General features: G+C 47.2%; 25 protein-coding genes and 2 riboswitches. Of the genes, 21 read left to right on the top strand and 4 right to left on the bottom strand.

Annotated elements, in window-relative coordinates:
• The first annotated feature begins 76 nt into the window (after positions 1–76).
• The 3 genes from L1N85_RS07355 (at position 77) to L1N85_RS07345 (ending at position 4507) form a co-directional block, all read left to right on the top strand.
• Positions 77–619, top strand: a complete 543-nt coding sequence (locus tag L1N85_RS07355; RefSeq protein ID WP_235236638.1) for an ADP-heptose synthase — start codon at positions 77–79, stop codon at positions 617–619.
• Between the two features lie 313 nt (positions 620–932).
• The gene (locus tag L1N85_RS07350; protein ID WP_235236636.1) at positions 933–2678 is read left to right on the top strand and encodes an ABC transporter ATP-binding protein; all 1746 of its coding nucleotides are present in this window, start codon (positions 933–935) and stop codon (positions 2676–2678) included.
• Between the two features lie 17 nt (positions 2679–2695).
• The gene (locus L1N85_RS07345; protein ID WP_235236634.1) at positions 2696–4507 is read left to right on the top strand and encodes an ABC transporter ATP-binding protein; all 1812 of its coding nucleotides are present in this window, start codon (positions 2696–2698) and stop codon (positions 4505–4507) included.
• A 45-nt stretch (positions 4508–4552) separates the two neighbouring features.
• On the opposite strand, the gene xerS is transcribed toward L1N85_RS07345, so the two are convergent.
• Positions 4553–5647, bottom strand: coding sequence for a tyrosine recombinase XerS (gene xerS, locus L1N85_RS07340; RefSeq protein ID WP_235236843.1), 1095 nt, complete (start codon positions 5645–5647; stop codon positions 4553–4555).
• Positions 5648–5976: 329 nt separating this feature from the next.
• Here xerS and sleB point away from each other — a divergent pair, with 329 nt between their 5' ends.
• From sleB to L1N85_RS07320, 4 genes are all read left to right on the top strand, one after another.
• Positions 5977–6633 carry a spore cortex-lytic enzyme gene (gene sleB / locus L1N85_RS07335; protein ID WP_407946343.1) on the top strand — a complete coding sequence of 219 codons (657 nt, stop codon included), beginning with the start codon at positions 5977–5979 and terminating at the stop codon, positions 6631–6633.
• A 160-nt stretch (positions 6634–6793) separates the two neighbouring features.
• A complete protein-coding gene (locus tag L1N85_RS07330) occupies positions 6794–7450 on the top strand; it encodes a DsbA family oxidoreductase (RefSeq protein ID WP_235236632.1) in 657 nt (218 codons plus the stop codon).
• A gap of 105 nt (positions 7451–7555) precedes the next feature.
• On the top strand, positions 7556–8644 hold the full coding sequence (locus L1N85_RS07325) for a lactonase family protein (RefSeq protein ID WP_235236630.1): 1089 nt from the start codon (positions 7556–7558) through the stop codon (positions 8642–8644).
• 46 nt (positions 8645–8690) lie between these two features.
• Positions 8691–8906 (top strand): cold-inducible protein YdjO-related protein, encoded by a 216-nt coding sequence (locus L1N85_RS07320; RefSeq protein WP_235236628.1) that lies wholly within the window; start codon positions 8691–8693, stop codon positions 8904–8906.
• Between the two features lie 64 nt (positions 8907–8970).
• Here L1N85_RS07320 and L1N85_RS07315 read toward each other — a convergent pair whose 3' ends face one another.
• Both L1N85_RS07315 and L1N85_RS07310 read right to left on the bottom strand, forming a co-directional pair.
• A complete protein-coding gene (locus tag L1N85_RS07315) occupies positions 8971–9285 on the bottom strand; it encodes a DMT family transporter (RefSeq protein WP_235236626.1) in 315 nt (104 codons plus the stop codon).
• Positions 9282–9656: a DMT family transporter gene (locus L1N85_RS07310; protein ID WP_235236624.1), complete on the bottom strand. Its 375-nt coding sequence runs from the start codon at positions 9654–9656 to the stop codon at positions 9282–9284. Before L1N85_RS07310 ends, L1N85_RS07315 begins: the two co-directional genes overlap by 4 nt.
• A gap of 81 nt (positions 9657–9737) precedes the next feature.
• Positions 9738–9836: riboswitch (guanidine-I (ykkC/yxkD leader) on the bottom strand.
• Between the two features lie 150 nt (positions 9837–9986).
• Between L1N85_RS07310 and L1N85_RS07305 the strand changes: the two genes are divergently transcribed.
• From L1N85_RS07305 to L1N85_RS07275, 7 genes are all read left to right on the top strand, one after another.
• Positions 9987–10823 (top strand): histidine kinase N-terminal 7TM domain-containing protein, encoded by an 837-nt coding sequence (locus L1N85_RS07305; protein WP_235236622.1) that lies wholly within the window; start codon positions 9987–9989, stop codon positions 10821–10823.
• Positions 10824–11107: 284 nt separating this feature from the next.
• Positions 11108–11551 carry a thiol-disulfide oxidoreductase DCC family protein gene (locus tag L1N85_RS07300; protein ID WP_235236839.1) on the top strand — a complete coding sequence of 148 codons (444 nt, stop codon included), beginning with the start codon at positions 11108–11110 and terminating at the stop codon, positions 11549–11551.
• A 12-nt stretch (positions 11552–11563) separates the two neighbouring features.
• Complete coding sequence (locus tag L1N85_RS07295; protein WP_235236621.1) at positions 11564–11887, top strand: hypothetical protein; 324 nt, start codon at positions 11564–11566, stop codon at positions 11885–11887.
• Between the two features lie 213 nt (positions 11888–12100).
• Positions 12101–12361 (top strand): DoxX-like family protein, encoded by a 261-nt coding sequence (locus tag L1N85_RS07290; protein WP_235236837.1) that lies wholly within the window; start codon positions 12101–12103, stop codon positions 12359–12361.
• Positions 12358–13035, top strand: a complete 678-nt coding sequence (locus L1N85_RS07285; protein WP_235236619.1) for a DUF4166 domain-containing protein — start codon at positions 12358–12360, stop codon at positions 13033–13035. The genes L1N85_RS07290 and L1N85_RS07285 overlap by 4 nt, the downstream gene beginning before the upstream one ends.
• A gap of 133 nt (positions 13036–13168) precedes the next feature.
• Complete coding sequence (locus L1N85_RS07280; protein WP_235236616.1) at positions 13169–14044, top strand: radical SAM/SPASM domain-containing protein; 876 nt, start codon at positions 13169–13171, stop codon at positions 14042–14044.
• Positions 14045–14166: 122 nt separating this feature from the next.
• Positions 14167–15009, top strand: coding sequence for an undecaprenyl-diphosphate phosphatase (locus tag L1N85_RS07275; RefSeq protein WP_235236614.1), 843 nt, complete (start codon positions 14167–14169; stop codon positions 15007–15009).
• A gap of 109 nt (positions 15010–15118) precedes the next feature.
• Here L1N85_RS07275 and L1N85_RS07270 read toward each other — a convergent pair whose 3' ends face one another.
• Positions 15119–15286, bottom strand: coding sequence for a hypothetical protein (locus tag L1N85_RS07270; protein WP_235236612.1), 168 nt, complete (start codon positions 15284–15286; stop codon positions 15119–15121).
• 53 nt (positions 15287–15339) lie between these two features.
• A riboswitch (Fluoride riboswitch) is annotated at positions 15340–15399 on the bottom strand.
• Between the two features lie 476 nt (positions 15400–15875).
• Here L1N85_RS07270 and ehuB point away from each other — a divergent pair.
• From ehuB to L1N85_RS07235, 7 genes are read left to right on the top strand one after another with little or no spacing between them, the layout of a single operon-like run.
• Complete coding sequence (gene ehuB, locus L1N85_RS07265; protein ID WP_268818183.1) at positions 15876–16709, top strand: ectoine/hydroxyectoine ABC transporter substrate-binding protein EhuB; 834 nt, start codon at positions 15876–15878, stop codon at positions 16707–16709.
• On the top strand, positions 16678–17361 hold the full coding sequence (gene ehuC, locus L1N85_RS07260) for an ectoine/hydroxyectoine ABC transporter permease subunit EhuC (protein WP_235236607.1): 684 nt from the start codon (positions 16678–16680) through the stop codon (positions 17359–17361). The genes ehuB and ehuC overlap by 32 nt, the downstream gene beginning before the upstream one ends.
• A gap of 7 nt (positions 17362–17368) precedes the next feature.
• Positions 17369–18049 (top strand): ectoine/hydroxyectoine ABC transporter permease subunit EhuD, encoded by a 681-nt coding sequence (gene ehuD / locus L1N85_RS07255; protein ID WP_235236605.1) that lies wholly within the window; start codon positions 17369–17371, stop codon positions 18047–18049.
• Positions 18046–18900: an amino acid ABC transporter ATP-binding protein gene (locus tag L1N85_RS07250; RefSeq protein WP_268818179.1), complete on the top strand. Its 855-nt coding sequence runs from the start codon at positions 18046–18048 to the stop codon at positions 18898–18900. Before ehuD ends, L1N85_RS07250 begins: the two co-directional genes overlap by 4 nt.
• Before the next feature lie 43 nt (positions 18901–18943).
• Positions 18944–19456 (top strand): diaminobutyrate acetyltransferase, encoded by a 513-nt coding sequence (ectA, locus tag L1N85_RS07245; RefSeq protein WP_235236603.1) that lies wholly within the window; start codon positions 18944–18946, stop codon positions 19454–19456.
• Between the two features lie 38 nt (positions 19457–19494).
• Positions 19495–20826, top strand: a complete 1332-nt coding sequence (gene ectB / locus L1N85_RS07240; protein ID WP_235236601.1) for a diaminobutyrate--2-oxoglutarate transaminase — start codon at positions 19495–19497, stop codon at positions 20824–20826.
• Positions 20827–20877: 51 nt separating this feature from the next.
• Positions 20878–21264 carry an ectoine synthase gene (locus L1N85_RS07235; protein WP_235236599.1) on the top strand — a complete coding sequence of 129 codons (387 nt, stop codon included), beginning with the start codon at positions 20878–20880 and terminating at the stop codon, positions 21262–21264.
• Positions 21265–21287: the final 23 nt, after the last annotated feature.

The following is a 21287-nucleotide window of genomic DNA, read 5'->3' as shown; positions in this document are numbered from 1 at the left end:
CAATGGAATATTGTATAATAATGTGGAATCGTTTTTATTAGTTTGGATACTAGAATCTTTTTTAGGAGGAGATCACATGCGGAGGCGTTTTGTAATTGAGGCAGTATTAGTAGCAACGTATGGGCATCTTCTTGTACCGAGCCGTCCTATTGAATATGTTGTTCCTTATTCATCGATAGCCGAGCTGTATGAAATGAGAGATGGTGTCGATCCCGTCATGGACGATCCGGATGATGATGGACACGTGAAATTAAAAATAAACGAACTCATTACCTTTTTCGAGGATTCGCTCAATCGGAAAAAAATAGAAAAGGCCATGCAGGTGCCATGGAGAGAAAGCTCTCCGCTGCTTCTGAATGAAACGATTCAGTTCACAGTCGTGCATGCCGTCGATAACGCGCATTATGGCGAAATGTTCGATCCGATCGAGACCGAGCTGCTTCTTACCGGGCTGAAGCTGGGTATCCCGTTGTTATCCGACCAGTTTGAATTCCAGGATAAGCTGATCGAGGCGGAGGTGCCGGTTCAAGTTTACGATATCGAGGATTTTGAGTTCGCGGTGGAGGAAGGTATTTCTACTAGTGAATTGGAGCAGTTCAATGAGTCGGACAGGTTTTAATTTTTTTTTCATAAAGCCTCTTGCGCAACGACGGAAACAGGTGTTAAGATTTGGGTGGATTAGGAAGAAATTGCGAATCGGAATAGGAAAAGGGGGGTCCCTGGATGTTGATCAATCAGATTGGAATGAATGTCGGCGGCGTTATGTCCAGCATGCTTTTCGATACGGTTCATCTAATATGCCGACCGGCCTGCCTTCGTACAATGGCGGAAACGTAGCTGTTTGGCTGCGCAGCCGTCCATTCATACGGAGATCTTGAGCCTTCTGCGGCTTGAGGTCTTTTTTTGTTTCCATAAGGGAAAGGGGTAGTCATGTGAAAACGCTTTTACGATTGATGATTTATGTTCGGCCGAGTGCGGGATGGGTGTTTATTGCCGTAACGATTATGATTTTGGCTACCATAATTGATCTGGTCGCTCCGTGGATTTTGCGCGAAATATTTGATGAAGGGATCGACAAACGGAACATGGCCGTCGTTTTGTGGTTGACGCTTTCTCTTGCCGGCATTCAGGCGCTGAAGAGCGCAGGGATGTTCGTACAAGGCTACACGCAGGAATTGGTCGGCCAAAATGTAGTGTTTTTGCTTCGCAAGGAGCTCTATTCGCATTTGCAAAGGTTATCCTTCTCCTATTATGACCGTGCGCAGACAGGTCAGCTCATGTCCAGAATGACAGGAGATATCGAAGCGGTCAAAAATTTCGTCGGCTTCGGCGCGATGAATCTCTTTACGGGCATGCTGACGTTTCTGGGAACGATTATCTTTATGATGACGATGCAATGGAAAGTCACTCTTATTAGCTTAATTACAATTCCTTTTATTTTGTTTGTGCTATGGCGTTTTAATCATAAGGTTGGTCCTGCCTGGTCCAACATACGCGAGCAAATGGGGCGGTTGACTACGACGCTGCAGGAAAATATTGCGGGCATTCGGGTCGTTAAATCGTTTGCAACCGAAAAGGTGGAGCAGCGGAAATTCGCGGAGCGGAACGAACAAAACTTTGAAACGAATATGGAACGCGCCAAGCTCGAGGCGAAAGCATTTCCGCTAATGGGCTTCTATGGCGGACTTACGTTCGTCTTGATGATTTGGATAGGAGCGATCTTCGTTGCCCGCGGAGAAATGTCGCTCGGTACGTTCATGGCGTTCCAATGGTACACTTGGGGAATTATATGGCCGCTTAATATGCTTGGCTGGCAAATCAATATTATGCAGCAGGCCGTGAAAGCCGCGCCACGCGTATTCGAGGTGTTGGATACTCCGCTCGATATCGTATCGCCGGCTGGAGGTACCGAGACGGCTGGGATGAAGGGGAATGTCGTCTTCGACCGGGTAACGTTCCATTTTGCCGATCAGGATGCGGAGAAGGATCAACCGATATTGAACGATGTCTCCTTCCGGGTTAAGCAAGGGGAGGTCATCGGTGTTCTGGGAGCTACGGGCTCGGGAAAGAGCAGCTTGATTGGCCTGCTGTCCCGCTTCTATGACGTAACCGGCGGATGCGTATGGATTGACGGTGTCGATGTGCGCGATTATGAGCTGGACGGTCTGCGCAGCAGCATTGGTATCGTCCCGCAGGAGACGTTCTTATTCTCGGCCTCAATACGCGACAATATCGCTTTCGGATATCCGGAGGCGACGCAGGAGCAGATCGAGAACGCTGCGCGCAAGTCGCAAATCCATTCTTTTATCGAAAGTATGCCAAATGGCTATGATACGCGAATCGGCGAGCGCGGGGTTGGCCTTTCAGGAGGTCAGAGACAAAGAGTGGCGCTTGCGCGCGCCATATTAATGGATCCGCCGATTCTGGTGCTGGACGAAGCGACCGCAAGCGTGGATACCGCGACGGAATCGGCCATTCACGAGGCTTTATTGGAGGTCATGAAAGGTCGGACCACGTTCATAATCGCGCAAAGGCTTTCCTCCATTCAGCATGCGGACCGAATCATCGTACTCGAGCGCGGAAGATTAACGGAGCAAGGAACGCATAAGGAACTGAATGAAGGGAACGGATTCTTCCGTCAATTGTTTGATAAACAGAAGCAAATTGCGCATGAATAGAAGAGGGGGTGTATGCAATGAGTCAAGTAGAATGGGATATGGATGAAGAGGCAGACGAGAAACCGTTTAACATGAAGCATATGCGGCGTATGCTGCAGTATCTTGTCCCCTATCGCAGATTAATGACCGGGGTCGTTGTCATTGTCCTTATTAATATGCTGCTAAGCTTATCGGAGCCGATTATTCTCGCGTATATCATAGATATAGGAATAAGTGAAGGAAATATTGCGGCCATACATATTCTTGGCGCGGCGCTGCTAGGAATAAAATTAGTAAGCTGGTTGTTCAGCTTCATGCATACGAGGTGGATCAACTTCACCGGCCAGCGTATATTGTTCGATTTGCGTCAGCAATTATTTAATCATTTGCAATCGTTGTCGTTTCGTTTCTTCGACGGACGTCCGGCGGGAAAGATTATGTCAAGGATTACAAACGATACGAACGCGATCGGGGAGCTTATCAACGGCGGATTAATTACGATGGTGATGGAAACGACGCATTTGCTAGGCATTGTCATCATCTTATTCTGGATGGATTGGCAGCTGGCGCTGCTCTCTTTCATCATGCTGCCGTTATTATACGTTATCGTTGCGAAGCTTCGTCCGAAAATTGAAGGCTCCTGGTCGCGTTCAAGATCGACTATGTCGGCGATAAACGGTAACTTGAATGAGACGATTCAAGGGATTCGCGTTATACAGGCTTTTTCACGCCAACGTGTCAACAATGAGAAATTTAATGGCATTAATACTCGGAACAAGCAAGCGTTTATGCGCGCGATCACTCTAGAGTCCACAGTATATCCGCTCGTTGAAATGATTGGCATGATCGGAACCTGCATCGTCGTTTGGTTCGGTGCAGTCCGCGTCTTAGAAGGCGCTATTACGCTCGGTTTTATAATGGCGTTCATTAACTACTTGTGGCGTTTCTGGGGACCTTTAAGCGCGTTATCCAAAGTATACAGCCAGCTTCTCTCCGCGATGGCATCTGCCGAACGGATTTTCGAGGTGCTGGATACGGCTCCTGAAGTGAAAAATAGCAGCCGCGCACGCGAGCTTCCATCCATTCGCGGAGATGTGTCCTTCGAAGGCGTCTCCTTTCGTTACGAGGAGAACAAGCCGAACGTGCTGCATGATGTTTCCTTTCATGTAAAAGCGGGACAGCGCGTCGCGCTTGTCGGACCAACCGGCGCAGGCAAGAGCACGATCGTCAATTTGCTGATGCGCTTTTATGAAGCGACCGAAGGGGCGGTGCGCATAGACGGGATTGACGTTAAGGATGTTACGCTTGAATCGTTGCGAAAGCAAATGGGAATCGTGCTTCAGGATTCGTTTATTTTTGCGGGAACGATCGAACAGAACATGCGTTACGGCAACGAAGAAGCAACCGAGGAGCAGCTTCGCAATGCGGCAGAGAGCGTCAGGCTTGATCGCGTCGTCGCTCAGCTTTCTCACGGCTATCAGACGGAGCTGGAAGAGCGCGGTTCTAAGCTTTCGGTAGGGCAAAGGCAGTTGCTGACGTTTGGCCGGGTGCTGTTATCCGATCCGCGAATCTTGATACTGGATGAGGCCACCTCCAGCGTGGATACAGAGACGGAGCAGCACATCCAAGAGGCTCTGCAAACCTTGCTCGCAGGCAGAACGGCATTCATTATCGCGCATCGTTTGTCAACCATCAAGGATGCTGATCTGATCCTCGTCGTGGAGGATGGGCGAATTGCGGAGCAGGGATCCCATGAGATGCTTATGAAGCATGGAGGCATCTATGCGAATCTCGTGCTGACGCAGCTGTCGATGCAGGAATCGGTCATCTTGCAATCGAGTCATTCTTAAGCGGTTTATAATTAAAAAAGAGGGCGAGGCGAGGCGTATGAAACGCTAGCGCGACTCGTCCTCTTTTTTCATATGATCAATCGCCTGTGCCATCGTTTTGTCAGTCAAATGAGCATAAATTTGCGTCGTTTCGGGTGAAGCGTGGCCAAGCTGCTCCTGCGTTTTGTAAATATCGTTGCGCAAGTAATAATCAGTGGCGAAGGAGTGTCTAAGTTTATGAACGGATAAATAAGGCTTGCCGAAACGCTTCGCATATTTAATAACCATTTCTTGAATAGCCCGCTTTGTCATGCGGGAGCCTTCATTTTTTCCGTTAGCAACGGCTAGAAATAAGGCTTTTTCCCGTTTTGGAGCATGGTAGCGGACTTCCCGGAGGGTCAAATAGGCTTGCAGGTCTTCTACCGCTTCCTGGCGGAAATATACAGGCGTTTTAAAGGTATCGTCATTCTTGCCTTTGCGATATACGTAGCATAGCTTTTTCTTAAGATCTATGTCGTCCGCATTCAGATTTACAAGCTCCGAAACCCTCAAACCAGAATGGAGGATGAGGCTTACAATGCACGCATCGCGGATCATATTCCGTTCATAAGAATATAATGCTTGCTTATTTTTCGCGAGATCAGAACCATAATGGTGCTTAATGTAGGCCATAAATTCCGTTATTTCTTCCTCCTGAAGCAGCTTTCCCTCCAACTTGGCCGCCGTATCCTTAGGCTTATGGGTACGTTTAATCGTAACCTTCGCCATGACGTTGCGCTTCAAAAGCGGATAAAACTCCTCGTCCTCGGCAATCTGGCTTAAATAATGAAATAACGAACGAAGAGAGGAGAGCTTACGGGATATGGTCGTTTTGCTGTTTCTCTCTTCTTTATGAGTCGATAAATACATGCGGAAGCCGTCGATGCTGTCCATATGCAGCTTCTCCAGCTCCAACAGCGAAACATCTTTGACCGTAGCGGCTTCCGAAAGTCCTTCTGCCATAAGCCATTTTAAAAAAGTGTCGTAATCTCTAATATATTCGACTAAGGAAGAAGGCGATAAATCCGGCAGCTTATAATTGATGAATTTCTCGATGTACCAAGGCATTGTAGGCAGCTTCTTGTCCAGCTCCCGGCGGTCCTTTTCTTTCAAAATGTTGATGAGTGGTCACCCCGAATTATTAATGACATAATTAATTAAACCAGTTAAATAAACATAAATATTATTATGTAAACAAATATGAATAGAATGAAACGATTTCTTACTTCCATTGTAGCAAGAATTTAAGTATTTAGGGCAGTTAGTCAACAAATTGCTTCAGATTTTATCGTAAAAGTAAAATAGTAAATGTATGTAATTTTTGTATTTCGGTTACATTTCAAAAGTAACTGTGTTAAACTCGAACACATCGGTCGATAAGTTACCAATCTTATTCCAATTTGCGAATGTTACGTGCATGCGCAATAGAAAAGGGAGGATCATTACACACAATGAACATTAAGTTTGTACAAAATAGTATGGCGTTAATTCTTGTTTTTATGTTAGCTCTTGGTTTGCCTTTGCAAGCTGTTGACGCCGCGCCGCCAGCCACTTTAAAGGTCGGAAGCAAGGGCGAAGACGTTCCGGATTTGCAGTACCGATTGAAGACACTGGGCTACTTAAGCACGGATCTTACCGATTATTTCGGGCCGAAAACATTGGATTCGTTGACACGTTTTCAAAAGGATTACGGATTAGAAGCTGATGGCATTGCGGGCGAGAAAACATGGGCTGCGCTAAAGAAGGTTTCCGTTAATCAAGCTGAGCTGGATTTACTTGCTAGAATTGTTTATGCGGAGGCTCGCGGTGAATCCTATAATGGACAGGTTGCGGTTGGAGCGGTTGTCATGAACCGGCTTGCTTCCGGAAGCTTTCCGGATACGATTAAAGGTGTCATTGAGCAGCCGCGCGCTTTCACAGCTGTGGATGACGGGCAATATCAATTGAAACCGGACGAAACGGCTTATAGGGCAGCATTGGATGCAGTGAAGGGCTATGATCCTACGAATGGGGCGTTGTATTATTTTAACCCGGAAACGGCCACATCGGAATGGATTTGGTCGCGCAAGCAGACCTTGAAAATGGGACGCCATATATTTGCGGTCTAAAGAGAAAGCGAACCTTGACGTGAAGTGATTATCACTTGCGACAAGGGGCGCTTCTTTTTTTATGTTAGACTGTTTAGACCGGTTTTCAAAATTGTAACTAAACATGTTACAATAGTGGGACCGTCGTACATTTATTAATCATCATTTGGAGGTGCCTTGCATGAAAGTGGAAATTTGGTCGGATTATGTTTGTCCGTTTTGTTATATAGGCAAAAGAAAGTTTGAGCAAACCCTTGAGAAATTTGCGCATAAGGATCAGATCGAGACTGTATTTCGCAGCTTTGAGCTTGATCCGGGCGCTGACCCGAATTCTAACGTCAGCACGTATAGTATGCTTGCTGCTAAATATGGCAAGAGCGTTGAGCAGGCAAAGGCAACGACCTTAAACGTAACGGAGCAGGCAGCTGCTGTAGGACTTATTTTTAACTTCGATGGAACAGTTGCTACTAACACCTTCGATGCGCACCGCGCGGTGCATTTTGCTTCCGAGTATGACAAGGATAAGGCGCTATCGGAAAGACTGTTCAAAGCTTATTTTACGGAAGGTATAAACCTCGGAAACAGAACGCGTTTAGCCGAGCTGGCAGCTGAAGTTGGATTAAATGCTGCAGAGATGGCAGACGTTCTTGCTTCCGACAAATATGAAGATGCAGTGCGCAGTGAAGAGGAGGAAGGCAGCCGCCTTGGCATTCGGGGCGTTCCGTTCTATGTCATCGACCGCAAATATGCGGTTTCAGGCGCGCAATCGCCTGAGGTGTTTTTAGAAACGCTTACTAAAGCTTGGGAAGAGAAGAATCCTGCTATTCCGTTTGTATGAATTGATTTGTCTGAAATGGAATGACGATTTATAATGGAATCGGTGTTTATATCGCAGAGCAAAGAAGAAAGCACTTTTTTATACATTTTTTAGGGGGAATTCACTTTGACAGTTGAACGACAACGCCTTCTCGTATTCGCAGGCTCTTATTCGGAAGCGGAAGACAGCGGCATTTATGTGTATGCTTTTGACGAAGAAACGGGTACATTAACGTTGACAGACGAGTTTGCCGGACTCAAAAATCCCACTTTTCTTAACGTAAACGCAGATCGCAGCCTATTGTACTCGATTTCCGAAACCGTAAGCGCGGAAGGTAACAAGATAGGTGAGGCAGCTGCTTTTGCCATCGATGCCGCAGGCGGAAAGATCCGTCTAATGAATCGTGAAATAACGGTTGATTCGACAACCTGCCACATTCAGCGTGATGCAGCGAGCCGTTATCTGACGGTGACCAGCTATCACGGCGGCATGATCGGTCTATTCAGCATTGCGGAGGATGGGAAAGTAGGCAGGAAGCTCGACGTGCAGCAGCATGCGGGAAGCAGCTGGCATCCTGAGCGCCAAGACCGCCCGCATCCGCATTCCTCGATTTACAGTCCCGATGGGCGCTACTTGCTTGTATCGGATTTGGGACTTGATCGCATCGTAACTTATTCGGTGGACGAAGGGAAACAGAAGCTTATTAAAATAGATGAAGTGTCTCTTCATCCAGGGGCAGGACCTCGTCATCTGGCCTTTCATCCAAACGGGGAATATGTCTACGCGATCAATGAGGTCGATTCGACGATTACTTCCTTTTCATACGATGCGGAGAAAGGCCGAATAACGGTCAAGGATAACGTAAGCACGCTGCCGGCTGGTTTCGCAGAAGATAATTCCTGTGCAGAAATTACGATATCGGCTGACGGTAAATATCTGTACGGTTCGAATCGCGGACATGACAGTATCGTTGTGTTTGCCATTGATGAGCTGTCGGGACTTCTTAAGCTTGTTCAGCATGTATCCGTTGGCGGCGTCCATCCGCGGCACTTTGCGCTTACGCCTAACGGCCGGTATTTGATTGCTGCGAATCGGGACACCGATAACATTGTTACGTTCAAAGTGGATCAAGAGAGCGGCAAACTGCAGGATACGGGCAAAAGCGTGATTGTATCAAAACCCGTTTGTGTAGTTCCTGTATATTTAATGACATAAATAATTAACGGCATGAGTATAGAGATGAAGAGGGGAAAACAGAAGCGTGGCTACTAACGAAGACGATAAACCGAAATTAAAAGCGACCAAAATTTTTAAATGTAAAAATCCGGAATGCAAAGCTTGGGTGAGAGACGAGTTTGCGGCAACCGAGCAGACTTGTCCGATCTGCAAAGGCCCGATGCTCAGAAGCATGCGGCATTTGCCAGCCGTTCAAAACAAGCCGAAGCCGCAGCCGCGCAAACCGAAATCCGAATTCTAATCGAGAACTCAAAATCCCAATCCTTTGCTTCTTGCGGGATTGGGATTTTTTCATCCAAGCCGGACTACTCGATTAATTTCAAACCGATAACGGAACCCAACACCAGCATCATAAATGCGATACGCATCAGGCTCTTTGATTCTTTATAAAAAAGGATACCGATTAGTGCGCTCCCGACAGTTCCGATTCCGGTCCAAACCGCGTAAGCGGTACCCATTGCCAATTCATTCATGGCTAGTGCTAGAAACCAAAAGCTAATTGCAAAGCCGCCTGCCATAATCAGAAACGTTCGTACGGAAGGACGGCGATTCAATTGAGCAATTCCCGTTACGCCAGCGATTTCAAATAACCCTGCTAAAATGACGAATAACCAGCTCATGTCCGTTCACCTCGGCTATTATTGGATTGGGCGGATTCACTTTTGTCAGGGGTGACCATCTTCAGTCCGATAATGCCCGCTAACAAGCTCGCGATTAGCGCCATTTTCGCCCACCTGAAAGGAACATCGTACAATAGCATTTCACATACGACCGTACCGGCCGTTCCAAGCCCGACAAATACCGCATATGCCGTGCTCGCAGGCAGTTTCTTGGCTGTGTAAATCAATAAGGCAAAGCTGACGATAATAGCGGCTATCGTTACAGCCCAGAAGATCACGTCTTCCGCATGCTTTAGGCCCATCACCCATACGACCTCAAAGCAAGCGGCAATCACGACAAGCAGCCAATATTGATTTTGTCCTTTCTTCATGCTCTTCCACTCCTTTTCTTACGAATAGGATGCACAGTAGAGAGAATAAATAAAAAAAAGCCCGAGAAATATCGTATCGATATCTCCCGGGCTTTTGTCCCTCCGTGTGTCCACGGCGGCGCCGTGTGTTTTCCCTCGGACCAGACCAGCAGCAGCTGCGGAACCCTAGAAAACCTTACATATTAAGTTACATCTAATTATAGTACATGACGGTTAGAAGGTCAACACTCACGGAGCGAAAAGGGGAAGTAAATGGTGGAAACAGCGATTGCAAGCATGTCCAAATATGTTAGGATAAAGGCACCATTGATGGCAGAAAGGTAGCTACGCATGATATTTTATTTCATTGCTCTATTAACAACAGCTCTCATCGTCATGATTAACAACCGAAGGAATGAAACCAATCGATGGGCGGCCTATTTCTTAAGCAGCGCGTCGATCGGAGGACTATCCGATTCGTTTCAGAACGCGGATTTCTTCGTAACCGCCGATATTTTGCAATTTTTCAACTATACCTTAACACCTTATTCGGTACTTATATTTAGCATCCTCTATACAAGGGTGTCTCTATCTATCCAATCGAAGCGGAAAATAAAGCTTTGGCTTCTGTTCCCTATAGCCGTGATGGCTGTTATCGTCACGCTATCGACGAGTAAACCTTTGTTTTTCACAGGACTGCTCTTATGGAGCGCGCCTTATTATCTCATTTCCTGCTTTCTTCTCACGGTTTCGTTCTGGAAAGAGCGTGATAAGAGACGGAAGCGGAACCGTTTCATTACGACGATTATTATCGTTCCCACCTTACTCGGCGTCCTTATTTTTATTTATGTTGCAAAGGCGGTATCACCCGATTTTGAATTTTTTAATTATATCTTGGTGTTTATCGTTTATTCGCTGGCGCTTGCTTTGTTATGCACGTTTGTGTACGGGGGTGCTCGGCGTGAAGCTCCGATTCGAGCGCGATCCGCTGGAAAGCACGATGAAGGCCGTCAGTACGGGCACTACGATGCTCAATCATACGATCAAGAACGAAATCGGAAAAATATCGATAAGCACGGAAAACTTGTAAGCAATGTTTCCCGAAACAGACGAGCCGTCGAGGCAGCAGATGCAAATTGTAACAAACGCCTCCAAACATATGCTCGAGTTAGTTACAAGAATCCATAGCCAAATGAAGGACATTATTCTTAAAGAAAATCCGGCGAGGCTCGATCTGCTGGTCGATCAATGCATGATGCAGCATCAAGAACAACAGCAAGGAAGCTGTTGAGAAGGTGCGCCGGAGATGATTATTTCAACGGGAAGACAAGGAATGAAATAATCATGAAGAACGATAAACAAAGGGGACTACGTTTCGTAGCACCCCTTTGTTTATCGTTCTACGAAAGTTGGAACTGCCGGAGTAACTACGCTTGAGCTTACAATTAATCCGAGAGGAAAGTGATGATTGCATGAAAGGTTCGCATCTAAACGAACAGAATACCGCGGTGCTGCTTATAGACGGACAGTGCCTTCTCTGTAGCAGAATAACTCGATTTGTGGCAAAACGGGATGCAGGCATGTACTTTCAGTTTGCATCGCTTCAATCGCCAGCCGGACGCAAGCTGCTTATGGAAGGACACTTATCGCTTGACGATTACGATACATTCGTTATGGTGCAGGATGGACGCTACTATACAAAATCGGCAGCAGCGCTGCGAGTGTTTCGTAAGCTGAATAGGCTCTGGCCGCTGTTATTTATCCTCATTCTGGTTCCAGCTGCTTGGAGAAATCGTGTTTATGACTGGATCGCCCATCATCGCTACCAACGGTTTGGCAAGACAGATCTATGTATCATGCCCGCACCTGATGTGAAGGCAAGATTTCTAGAAAATGGCATACACGCAGTGGAGTAGGGGGGCTTTAGTTTGAAAAGTAAACCGATCTATGTCGAGCTGGATATGGGTGCATCTCTTGCGGAGCTTTGGGAGCATACGCAAACACCGGAGCTTCATGAGCAGTGGGATCTTCGTTTCTCGGATATTCAATATTTGCCGCGCGCAACTGAAGACGATGTGCAGAAATTTCAATATGTGACACGTATCGGTTTTGGCTTAAAAATAGAAGGCACCGGGGAGTCGGGGGTTCAGGGGCAATCTAATGCAGATGAAAGGTTATCCACTCTAACCTTTTCTTCTGAACAGCCCCTCTTTTTAATCAGACAAGGCGGCGGTTATTGGAAATACAAATAGAACGGGAACAAGGTTACATTTATAACCTTATATGATTACAAAACACGTTTCGGTCTGGCAGGGCGGCTGCTCGATCGCTATGTATTTCGACCGCTTTTTGGCTATGCAACAGCTTGGAGCTTTGACCGGCTGCGAATTTGGCTGGAGCACCGAGTACCGCCTTCCATCATCGCAGAGAGAGCGCTTGTACATTATGCTTGCGTCCTTCTATTGATGCTGCTGTGGTGTTATGAGGGACTGGTTCCTAAGCTATTATTTCCCGAAGCTGGAGAGCTCTCTATCTTGAGTTCATTAGGGTGGTTTGAAGGCAAAGAACAGATAATGGTTCAACTGCTCGGGCTCGCAGAGATTGGCTTTGGTCTATTGACTGCCTACTGGCATCGTAAAAAATGGACGATACGTCATCTGCCGATGGCTAGCCGATGCAAAAGACAGCTGGTTAAGGACCGGACGAACAGGAGGTCATCGAATTGAAATCCATTTACGAACAGGCATTAGGGCAGGACTTTCATAAGCTTCATCCTCGCATTCAGCAGCGTTTCGGTTTTAGCAGCCAGGATCGGAAGGCGTCCATCGGACATGGGGTGATGAAGCGAATTTGGTATAACAAGCTCGTTTCCCTCCCTTTGTATATCGGGACGTTCCGTCATATTATGTTTCCGCAGGGAGGCAGCAACATTCCTTTCTCGATTGAGAACTTTGCTTATCGGGACCGCTACGGACGAGAGACGGTTACTTGGATACGTAAATATAAATTTCAACGCGCTGTCCGACAATTTGACGCGACGATGATTTACAGCAAGAAGCGGGATCAAATCGTCGATTATTTGGGAAACATGCAGCATTTAGCCGTCGATTTGGACATCTCTGCGGCTCCTAACGGAGGGATCCGGATTCGCTCAGGCGAGCAGCGCTTCTACGAGGGCAAGCTCCAATTTCGTTTTCCTCGATTATGTACGGGAAGCGCGGAAGTCAACGAATGGTATGATGATCGGGAAGATTGCTGCAAAATTACGGTCGATGTGCGCAATCCGGCCTTCGGTCAAATTTTTCGCTACGAGGGATCCTTTCAGGCGACCTTTATTGCGGCTGACCCGGCGTACATTCCGGTCGGTATACAACCGCTGCGCGATGAGATAAGGGAATAAACGGCTGCTGCCGGTTATTCCTTTTTGTCAGTTGCTGGCTTGGCGTTGTATAATAAAGTTTGAATGGCCTGGAACGGCTGAAGATTGAGAGGCTGATTCTGACAGCTGTCAGAGGAAACGGAGTTTTACGCAGATGAAAAAATTCAAAAAGTTTTATATAGAGACGACCAGCATATGCAATCTTTCATGCAGCTTCTGCCCCCCTACGCAGCGTGCGAAAGGTTTTATTAGCGTAGACAATTTCAGAAAAACGCTCGATCAAATTAAACCGCACACGGACTATATTTATTTTCATGTAAAGGGCGAGCCGATGCTTCATCCGAAGATCGATGAACTGCTCGACATCAGCCATGAGAAGGGCTTTAAAGTGAACATTACGTCCAACGGGACGCTCATTACGAAAAATAAAGCAAAGCTGCTGAATAAGCCTGCGCTCAGGCAAATCAATTTTTCGCTGCACAGCTTTGACGGCCATGCCGGCTCTACGAATAAAGAGGGTTATTTGGCAGAGATACTATCTTTCGTGAATGATGCCGCAGCCAGCACAAACATGATTATATCGTTCCGGCTATGGAATTTGGATATGGACAACGAAACGAATCAGCAGAAAAATAAAAACCGCGAGCTGCTGGGCATGATTGAGAAAGCATTCAATCTTGATTACAAAATAGAAGAAAAGTTCATTCCTGGCTCAGGCGTAAAAATCGCCGAACGCATTTATTTAAATCAGGATCCCGAATTCAAATGGCCGGATTTGAAGGAGGCCGAGTATAACGGCAAGGGCTTCTGTCATGCGCTTCGCAATCAAGCGGGGATTCTGATCGACGGCACGGTCATTCCTTGCTGCCTGGACGGGGAAGGCGTCATCAATTTAGGCAATATACATGATACTCATTTCTCGGAAATCATTGAGAATGAACGATCGACTAAACTGTACGACGGCTTCTCGAGACGAGAAGCGGTCGAGGAGCTTTGCCGCAAATGCGGATATCGCCAACGCTTCGGTTGATCGGTTGAGGATGTTTTATAGCTTGCTGATTTTGCAGAGCGGTCATTTTATGATATGATTTGTTTCGAGCTGTTCAATATTGTCTTTTCTACCATTCTTAAAGTTAGGAGATTACACTGCACATGGATTTTTTAACTCTATTAAAAGCGATTATTTTAGGAATTGTGGAAGGTTTGACGGAGTTTGCTCCCGTATCGTCCACGGGGCACATGGTCATTGTCGATGATATGTGGCTCCAATCGGAGCAGTTTTTGACGAAATATGTTGCGAATACATTCAAAATCGTCATTCAGCTCGGCTCCATATTAGCGGTTGTCATTCTTTTCCGTGACCGCTTTATTGAGCTGCTTGGTCTCCGCATCGGCAAGAAGGAAACAGGTAAGGCTAATGTCGAACGACAAAGCAAGCTTAAGCTTACTCATGTTATCGTCGGCCTTATTCCCGCAGCTGTGTTCGGCTTGCTGCTCGAGGATTATATCGATGAGTATTTATTCTCGATTGAAACGGTGCTGATCGGTCTCGTCATTGGCGCTGTGTTCATGATTATCGCGGATAAACTAAGACCGGCTAAGCCGAAGGTGGAGTCGGTTGACCAGATCACGTACAAGCAGGCGCTAACAATCGGCCTTGTACAATGCTTTGCGTTATGGCCGGGCTTTTCACGCTCGGGCTCGACGATATCGGGAGGGGTGCTGCTCGGAATGAGCCATCGCGCTGCTGCTGATTTTACGTTTATTATGGCGGTGCCGATTATGGCGGGAGCGAGTGCACTATCTATAGTGAAAAACTGGCAATACTTCACGCTTGAAACTTTACCGTTCTTCATAGCAGGCTTCATAAGCGCATTTATCGTTGCCATTGTTTCGGTTCGTTACTTCTTGAAGCTTATTAACAAAATCAAGCTTGTACCGTTTGCGATTTATCGCATTGTACTCGCGGCAGTCATTTATATCGTCTATTTCTAAGAAACGAAAGGCCTGTTTCCCTCGAAGGGAAGCGGGCCTTTTTTTTATGCGATCGATGAGACGAAGCTACTTCGATTTCTGCGCTTCGTATAGGCCGAGCGCTTCATAGCTAATCGCCTCCGGCCGGAAGAAGCCAGAGCAGCCAAGGGCTTGTAGTCCGCGCTTCTGTTACCCATTCGAGGCTTGCAAGGAAAAAGGCAGAGGCCGAGCCTGCCGCCACGCCGACGATCCCTGCAATCAAGAACCATTTTGTTATGTATTTAATAAGTATGCTCAATAAAAATCGCTCCTTCGGTTCGACAATAAAAAAAACTCCTACCAGCAGAAATAAGACTGGTAGGAGCCATTAGCGTTAACGCGGTTATGGCGAACTCCATCGCCGATTAGACTTTATTATTATAGAAAATGGTTTAAATACGGTCAATAATTAGAAGAGCCTGTTTGCGGAATTTCGACAAATACGGCTCTTTTTGTCGGTTTGGCCACGTTTAATAATTTATAACGATTTATAATAAATATCGGCCTTTTACGGAGTGATACGTTCTGATAACCGGCTAATTACGATCTTCCGATCGGATGAATCTCTTTTGAAAAGCACTGCAGTAAAATTATAAATAAAACTTATATAACATACCTCGCCGGATTCTTAAACTGCCGTCTTCCCTATGATGTGGGAGTATATGGGAGGAATTAGCTGAATCCGCCGGGTGACCTTCCTTCTCATAAGGAGAGCCTCATATTTGCTGAATTATCACTCTATTCTGGAAATGACCTCTCTGGAAATAGATGTTAGCCTTATAGGAGCACGAAAATACAGGAAGAGGATGTGGGAATACGTGAAGAAAGCTTTAGCCGTTTTATTGGCAATGCCGATGCTGTTATTAGCCGCATGCGGAAACAACAACGGTGGAGAAACGGATACGTTGTCACAAGCAAAGGAACAGGGGTACATAACAGTGGGCTTCGCGAATGAGAACCCGTACGCCTATAAAAACGAGAGCGGCGAATTAACGGGGGAAGCGGTGGAGATTGCACGCGTTATTTTGAAACGACTGGGGATTGAAGAATTAAGAGGGGAATTGACGGAATTCACCTCTTTGATTGCGGGGCTGCAAGCCGAGCGATTTGACTTGATAACGGCCGGCATGTTCATTAATGAAAATCGTTGTGAAGCCGTATTGTTTGCAGATCCGGAATACAGCATAGGAGAGGCGCTAGCCGTTAAAGCAGGAAATCCGCTTGGATTAAACAGCTATGAAGCGATAGCGGAGCAGCCGGATTCGAAGGTAGCGGTTATGGCTGGAGCAATCGAAGTGGATTACTTGAAGGCTTCCGGCGTTTCGGAGGAACAGCTGCTTCAAGTGCCCGATCAGGATGCGGCTATCAGCGCACTGCAATCGGGACGCGCCGATGCAATGACCATGACAGGACCTGCTTTGCAATCGCGTCTGGATGCGGCGAATGATAGCGGATTGGAACGCGTCATGAATTTCGAGCAGCCTACTGTAGATGGTGAGAGCGTTCGCGGTTACGGCGCCACTGCATTTCGATTTGGCGACGAGGCCTTCCAAGAGGCGTATAATGCCGAGCTTAACAAAATGAAAGAATCCGGCGAGCTGCTGGAGATTTTAAAACAATTCGGATTCACAGAGCAGGAGCTTCCACAGGATGCTACAGCTAAACAGCTCTGCAAGGCTTGAGATGAACATGCCATTGCTCGAATGGCTGCCTTTATTGCTTGACGGCACGATTATTACCATTCAAGTAGCCCTATTATCTGCGATCGTTTCATTGCTGCTTGCCATAGCGGCGGGTCTTGGCAGCATATCCCGATATGTGTTCGTTAGAGGGTTCGCTAAAGGTTACGTAGAAATTTTCCGGGCCTGTTCCTTGCTGGTTCTATTATTTTGGGTCTATTTCGCACTGCCATTTCTTGATATTGAGCTTTCCAAGCTTATGGCGGCGGTGCTGGCCATCGGATTAAATGTAGGCGCCTATGGTGCGGAGATCGTGAGAAGCACCATTGCTGCTGTATCAAAGGGGCAGCATGAAGCGGGCATTGCGCTGAATTTATCAGGAAACAAAAGAATGGTTCGTATTATTTTGCCCCAGGCGGCTGCAAGAATGATACCGCCCTTCGGCAACCTAATGATCGAATTATTGAAGTCGACATCGCTTGTATACTTTATTACGCTGTCTGATTTAACATTCGAAGCGATGATATTGAGGAATAACTATTACATTTGGACGCCGCACATATTCGGGTTACTGTTACTCATTTACTTTGTGCTATCGTCCTTCATCTCCGTAACGGCCCGCTTGCTTGAGCGCAAGCTTACGGTTTGGAGGTGAAAAGAAAATGTGGAATTGGGATTATGTTATAGAGCTGCTTCCGGTTTTTCTAAAAGCCTTTCCCGTTACATTAGGCGCTGCTTTTCTCGGGTTCACGCTTTCGATCGTTTTCGGTCTTCTATTCGCGCTTGCCGGCCGCTCGGCTTTCTGGCCGATTAGATGGACCTCCCGTGCGATCGTTGAATTTATCCGCAGCACGCCGCTGCTCGTTCAAGTCTTTTTTCTTTATTTCAGCGTTCCGATGCTTACGTCCTTCGCGATGTCGGCGTTTATAACGGGCGTCATCGCGCTTGGTCTCCATTACGGCACCTATATGTCCGAAGTATTCCGTTCCGGTATCGATGCGGTACCCCGCGGACAGTGGGAGGCAGCAACGGCGCTTCATTTATCGAAGAGAAAGACATGGCTATCTGTTATTTTGCCGCAAGCACTGCCGCCTGTTGTCCCGGTGATGGGCAATTATTTAATCGTGATCTTTAAAGAGACGCCGACCTTGATGGCTATCACGCTTGTGGAGCTTCTTCTGACCGCGAAAACTGAAGTATCTGCTTCCTACCGCGTCTTTGAGCCCTACACCATTGTCGGTCTCATCTTCTTAGTCGTCAGCTTGATTTTTTCAATCGGCGTACGCCGTTTGGAGAATCGTCTGTCGCAAAGAGAGAATCCCGGGGGAGGAGGAAAACGATGAATGCACAGCTGGATAAGAGTTTTATGACCGAACCGGAAAGCACGCTTCACATTGAACCGTCATCCCTGCATGCAGCTTCGGCAAAGCCGAATCCGATAGTTAGTTATCAATCGATACAGAAAAGTTTCGGCGATCTGCATGTTATTAAAGGAATCGATTTAGACATTTATCCGGGTGAAAAAATCGCCCTCATTGGCCCTAGCGGTTCCGGTAAGACTACGCTGGGCCGCATGTTAATGACACTGGAAGAACCGACATCAGGGACGATATTGATCGATGACGAGCCGTTGTGGCAAACGGAGTTGAAGGGGAAACGGATCCGCGCGAATGAAAAGCATTTGCGAAAAATGCGCAGCAAAGTAGGAATGGTATTTCAGCATTTCAACCTCTTCCCGCATATGAGTGTGCTGAACAACGTTTCCATGGCGCCGCGCTCCGTTCTTAAGCTTACGAAGGAAGAGGCGGAGGAACAGGCGATCATGATGCTTCGCAAGGTTGGGCTGGACCAGAAGCTACAAGTCTATCCTTCGCAGCTGTCCGGCGGACAAAAGCAACGGGTTGCCATTGCAAGAGCGCTAGTCATGCAGCCTAAGGTCATGGTATTCGATGAAGTAACATCCGCTCTCGATCCGGAGCTTGTCGGCGAAGTATTGTTCGTAATTAAAGAAATTGCCGATGAAGGTCAAATGGCGATGATGCTTATTACGCACGAAATGGAATTTGCCCGCGAGGTAGCGGATCGCGTTGTATTCGGAGCGGATGGACTTATCGTCGAGCAAGGCACTCCCGAGGACATTTTTACTAATCCGCAAAGCGAACGGCTGCAAGCTTTTTTGAAACGATTTTTATAAACGAATGGCCTATGAAGCTGCTGCTATAAGGGAGGTGTAAAGGTTGAAGATTTTTGCGAATGAAGCCATTCAAGTACGCGCGACAACAGAAAGCGACGGATCAGCCGTTTGGCGGCTTATAAAGGAAGCAGGTACGCTGGACTTGAATTCCTCTTACTGCTACATCATGCTTTGCGATATTTTTAAAGAAACATGTGCAGTCGCCTGCAGGAGCACGGAGATTATCGGCTTTATGTCAGCTTATCGGCGACCCGATAAGTCAGATACCCTTTTTGTTTGGCAGGTTGCCGTCAATGAGCATGCAAGGGGACGAGGGATAGCCAAAGCCATGCTGCAGGAGCTATTGGACCGTAAAGAAAATAAGCATATCCGTTTTGTTGAAGCGACCGTCGGGCCAGACAATATTCCTTCCGGAAAGCTATTTACGGGACTAGCGGGGGAACACGGAACCGAATGTAAAGTAGTTGAACATTACGGGCAAAACCTTTTTCCCGAAGGGATGAACCATGAGCCAGAGCTGTTGTATCGAATTGGTCCGCTTAGAGACCGGCGCTAGACCTGGTAATTTCTAACTACAAACGGGGAGGTTTTAAAATGGATCACATACAGGATAAAACAAATAACATGAACGTTTTTAACCAAATGGAATCCGAGGTGCGCAGCTATTGCCGCAGCTTTCAAACCGTATTTACGACGGCAAGCAATGCAAAAATGCAGGATGTAAACGGCAAAAGCTACATTGATTTCTTTGCAGGGGCAGGAGCATTGAATTACGGGCACAATGATTCCCGCATTCGGACAAAGCTGATCGATTATTTGCTGGAGGACGGAGTCGCTCATAGCTTGGATATGGCTACGAAAGCGAAAGAAAACTTTCTCTTAACGTTTAATAGGACGATTCTGGAGCCGCGGGGACTTCAGTATAAGGTGATGTTTCCAGGCCCTACAGGTACGAATACGGTGGAAAGTGCTTTGAAAACAGCGCGTAAAGTGACGGGCAGAACAAATATTGTTTGTTTCACGAACGCGTTTCACGGGATGACGCAAGGATCCCTGTCTGCAACGGGCAATCGGTTTAAACGAGCTGGCGCCGGCTTGCCTTTAAGCGGCACGACCTTTATGCCGTACGATGGCTATTTCGGAGACTCGATAGATACGTCAGCGATGCTGGAGAAGCTTCTCGACGATCCGGGCAGCGGAATCGATCTGCCGGCAGCGGTTATATTGGAAACTTTGCAGGGCGAAGGCGGTCTTAATCGCGCTTCCGCGTCTTGGCTGCGGAAGGTGGAGCAGATTTGCCGCAAGCATCAAATGCTGCTCATCGTCGATGACGTACAAATGGGCTGCGGCCGTACGGGAACCTTCTTTAGCTTCGAGGATTCGGGCATTCTACCGGATATCGTCTGCTTGTCGAAATCGATCGGCGGCTACGGGCTTCCGCTTGCGCTGACGCTGATAAAACCTGAGCATGATATCTGGAGTCCTGGCGAGCATAACGGGACGTTCCGCGGCAATAATCTTGGCTTCGTAGCTGCTACCGAAGCGCTCCGTTATTGGGAGTCGCATACTTTTCAAAAGGAAATAAAGCGTAAGTCCGACGTCATCCATACTTGCCTGAGCAGGCTTGCGGCGGACTATCCGGAATGGATAAGCGAAATAAAAGGGATGGGATTCATACAAGGGATGAGCTTCCATGAACCGGAGATGGCCTCAAAAGTATGTAAAGAAGCATTCCATAACGGCTTGATCATGGAAACCTCGGGACCCTTCGACGAAGTAGCGAAGCTTATGCCGCCGTTAACGATAGAGGACGAAGTGTTGAAGCAGGGGCTCGCCATCATAGAGCGCGCGCTGAAGACCGTGACTGAAAATGAAGCTGGCCGCAAAGTCGTGGTGACAACGGACAAAGTAGAAGTAAAAGTTTAATGTCGCAAATGCTTATTTCAACATAACGAAGATTAGGAAGGTGTCCGGAAAATGATCGTAAAACATTTGGATGACGTCATTCAAACGAAGGACGATATCGATACGCAAAGCTGGAATTCCCGAAGACTGCTTCTTAAGAAAGATGGGATGGGCTTCTCCATGCACGATACGCTGATTAAAGAAGGAACCGAAACCCTTATTTGGTATCGCAATCATGTTGAAGCCGTATATTGCGTCGAGGGCGATGGCGAAATAGAGGTCGTCGGAGGAGAAACGTACCCGATAAAAGCGGGAACGCTGTATGCGCTCAATGGCCACGAGAAGCATCTGCTTCGTGCCAACAGTCAAATGAGAATGGTCTGCGTGTTCAACCCTCCGCTAACGGGCGATGAAGTGCATGACGCAGACGGTGTTTATCCTTTAGTAGAAGCCAACTAATCCCAATCTACGAGGAGTGATTG

It is taken from the genome of Paenibacillus alkaliterrae, assembly GCF_021532375.1.
GTDB classification, from domain to species: Bacteria; Bacillota; Bacilli; order Paenibacillales; family Paenibacillaceae; genus Pristimantibacillus; species Pristimantibacillus alkaliterrae.
This window is presented reverse-complemented; position numbering and strand designations above follow the sequence as displayed.

Bases quoted from the DNA above. Each gene is read 5' to 3' on its own strand.
- L1N85_RS07355 (WP_235236638.1), top strand. From the start codon at position 77: ATGCGGAGGCGTTTTGTAATTGAGGCAGTATTAGTAGCAACGTATGGG.
- L1N85_RS07345 (WP_235236634.1), top strand. From the start codon at position 2,696: ATGAGTCAAGTAGAATGGGATATGGATGAAGAGGCAGACGAGAAACCG.
- sleB (WP_407946343.1), top strand. From the start codon at position 5,977: ATGAACATTAAGTTTGTACAAAATAGTATGGCGTTAATTCTTGTTTTT.
- L1N85_RS07330 (WP_235236632.1), top strand. From the start codon at position 6,794: ATGAAAGTGGAAATTTGGTCGGATTATGTTTGTCCGTTTTGTTATATA.
- L1N85_RS07315 (WP_235236626.1), bottom strand. From the start codon at position 9,285: ATGAGCTGGTTATTCGTCATTTTAGCAGGGTTATTTGAAATCGCTGGC.
- L1N85_RS07310 (WP_235236624.1), bottom strand. From the start codon at position 9,656: ATGAAGAAAGGACAAAATCAATATTGGCTGCTTGTCGTGATTGCCGCT.
- L1N85_RS07305 (WP_235236622.1), top strand. From the start codon at position 9,987: ATGATATTTTATTTCATTGCTCTATTAACAACAGCTCTCATCGTCATG.
- L1N85_RS07300 (WP_235236839.1), top strand. From the start codon at position 11,108: ATGAAAGGTTCGCATCTAAACGAACAGAATACCGCGGTGCTGCTTATA.
- L1N85_RS07290 (WP_235236837.1), top strand. From the start codon at position 12,101: ATGCTGCTGTGGTGTTATGAGGGACTGGTTCCTAAGCTATTATTTCCC.
- L1N85_RS07280 (WP_235236616.1), top strand. From the start codon at position 13,169: ATGAAAAAATTCAAAAAGTTTTATATAGAGACGACCAGCATATGCAAT.
- L1N85_RS07275 (WP_235236614.1), top strand. From the start codon at position 14,167: ATGGATTTTTTAACTCTATTAAAAGCGATTATTTTAGGAATTGTGGAA.
- ehuB (WP_268818183.1), top strand. From the start codon at position 15,876: ATGCCGATGCTGTTATTAGCCGCATGCGGAAACAACAACGGTGGAGAA.
- ehuC (WP_235236607.1), top strand. From the start codon at position 16,678: ATGCTACAGCTAAACAGCTCTGCAAGGCTTGAGATGAACATGCCATTG.
- ehuD (WP_235236605.1), top strand. From the start codon at position 17,369: ATGTGGAATTGGGATTATGTTATAGAGCTGCTTCCGGTTTTTCTAAAA.
- L1N85_RS07250 (WP_268818179.1), top strand. From the start codon at position 18,046: ATGAATGCACAGCTGGATAAGAGTTTTATGACCGAACCGGAAAGCACG.
- ectB (WP_235236601.1), top strand. From the start codon at position 19,495: ATGGATCACATACAGGATAAAACAAATAACATGAACGTTTTTAACCAA.
- L1N85_RS07235 (WP_235236599.1), top strand. From the start codon at position 20,878: ATGATCGTAAAACATTTGGATGACGTCATTCAAACGAAGGACGATATC.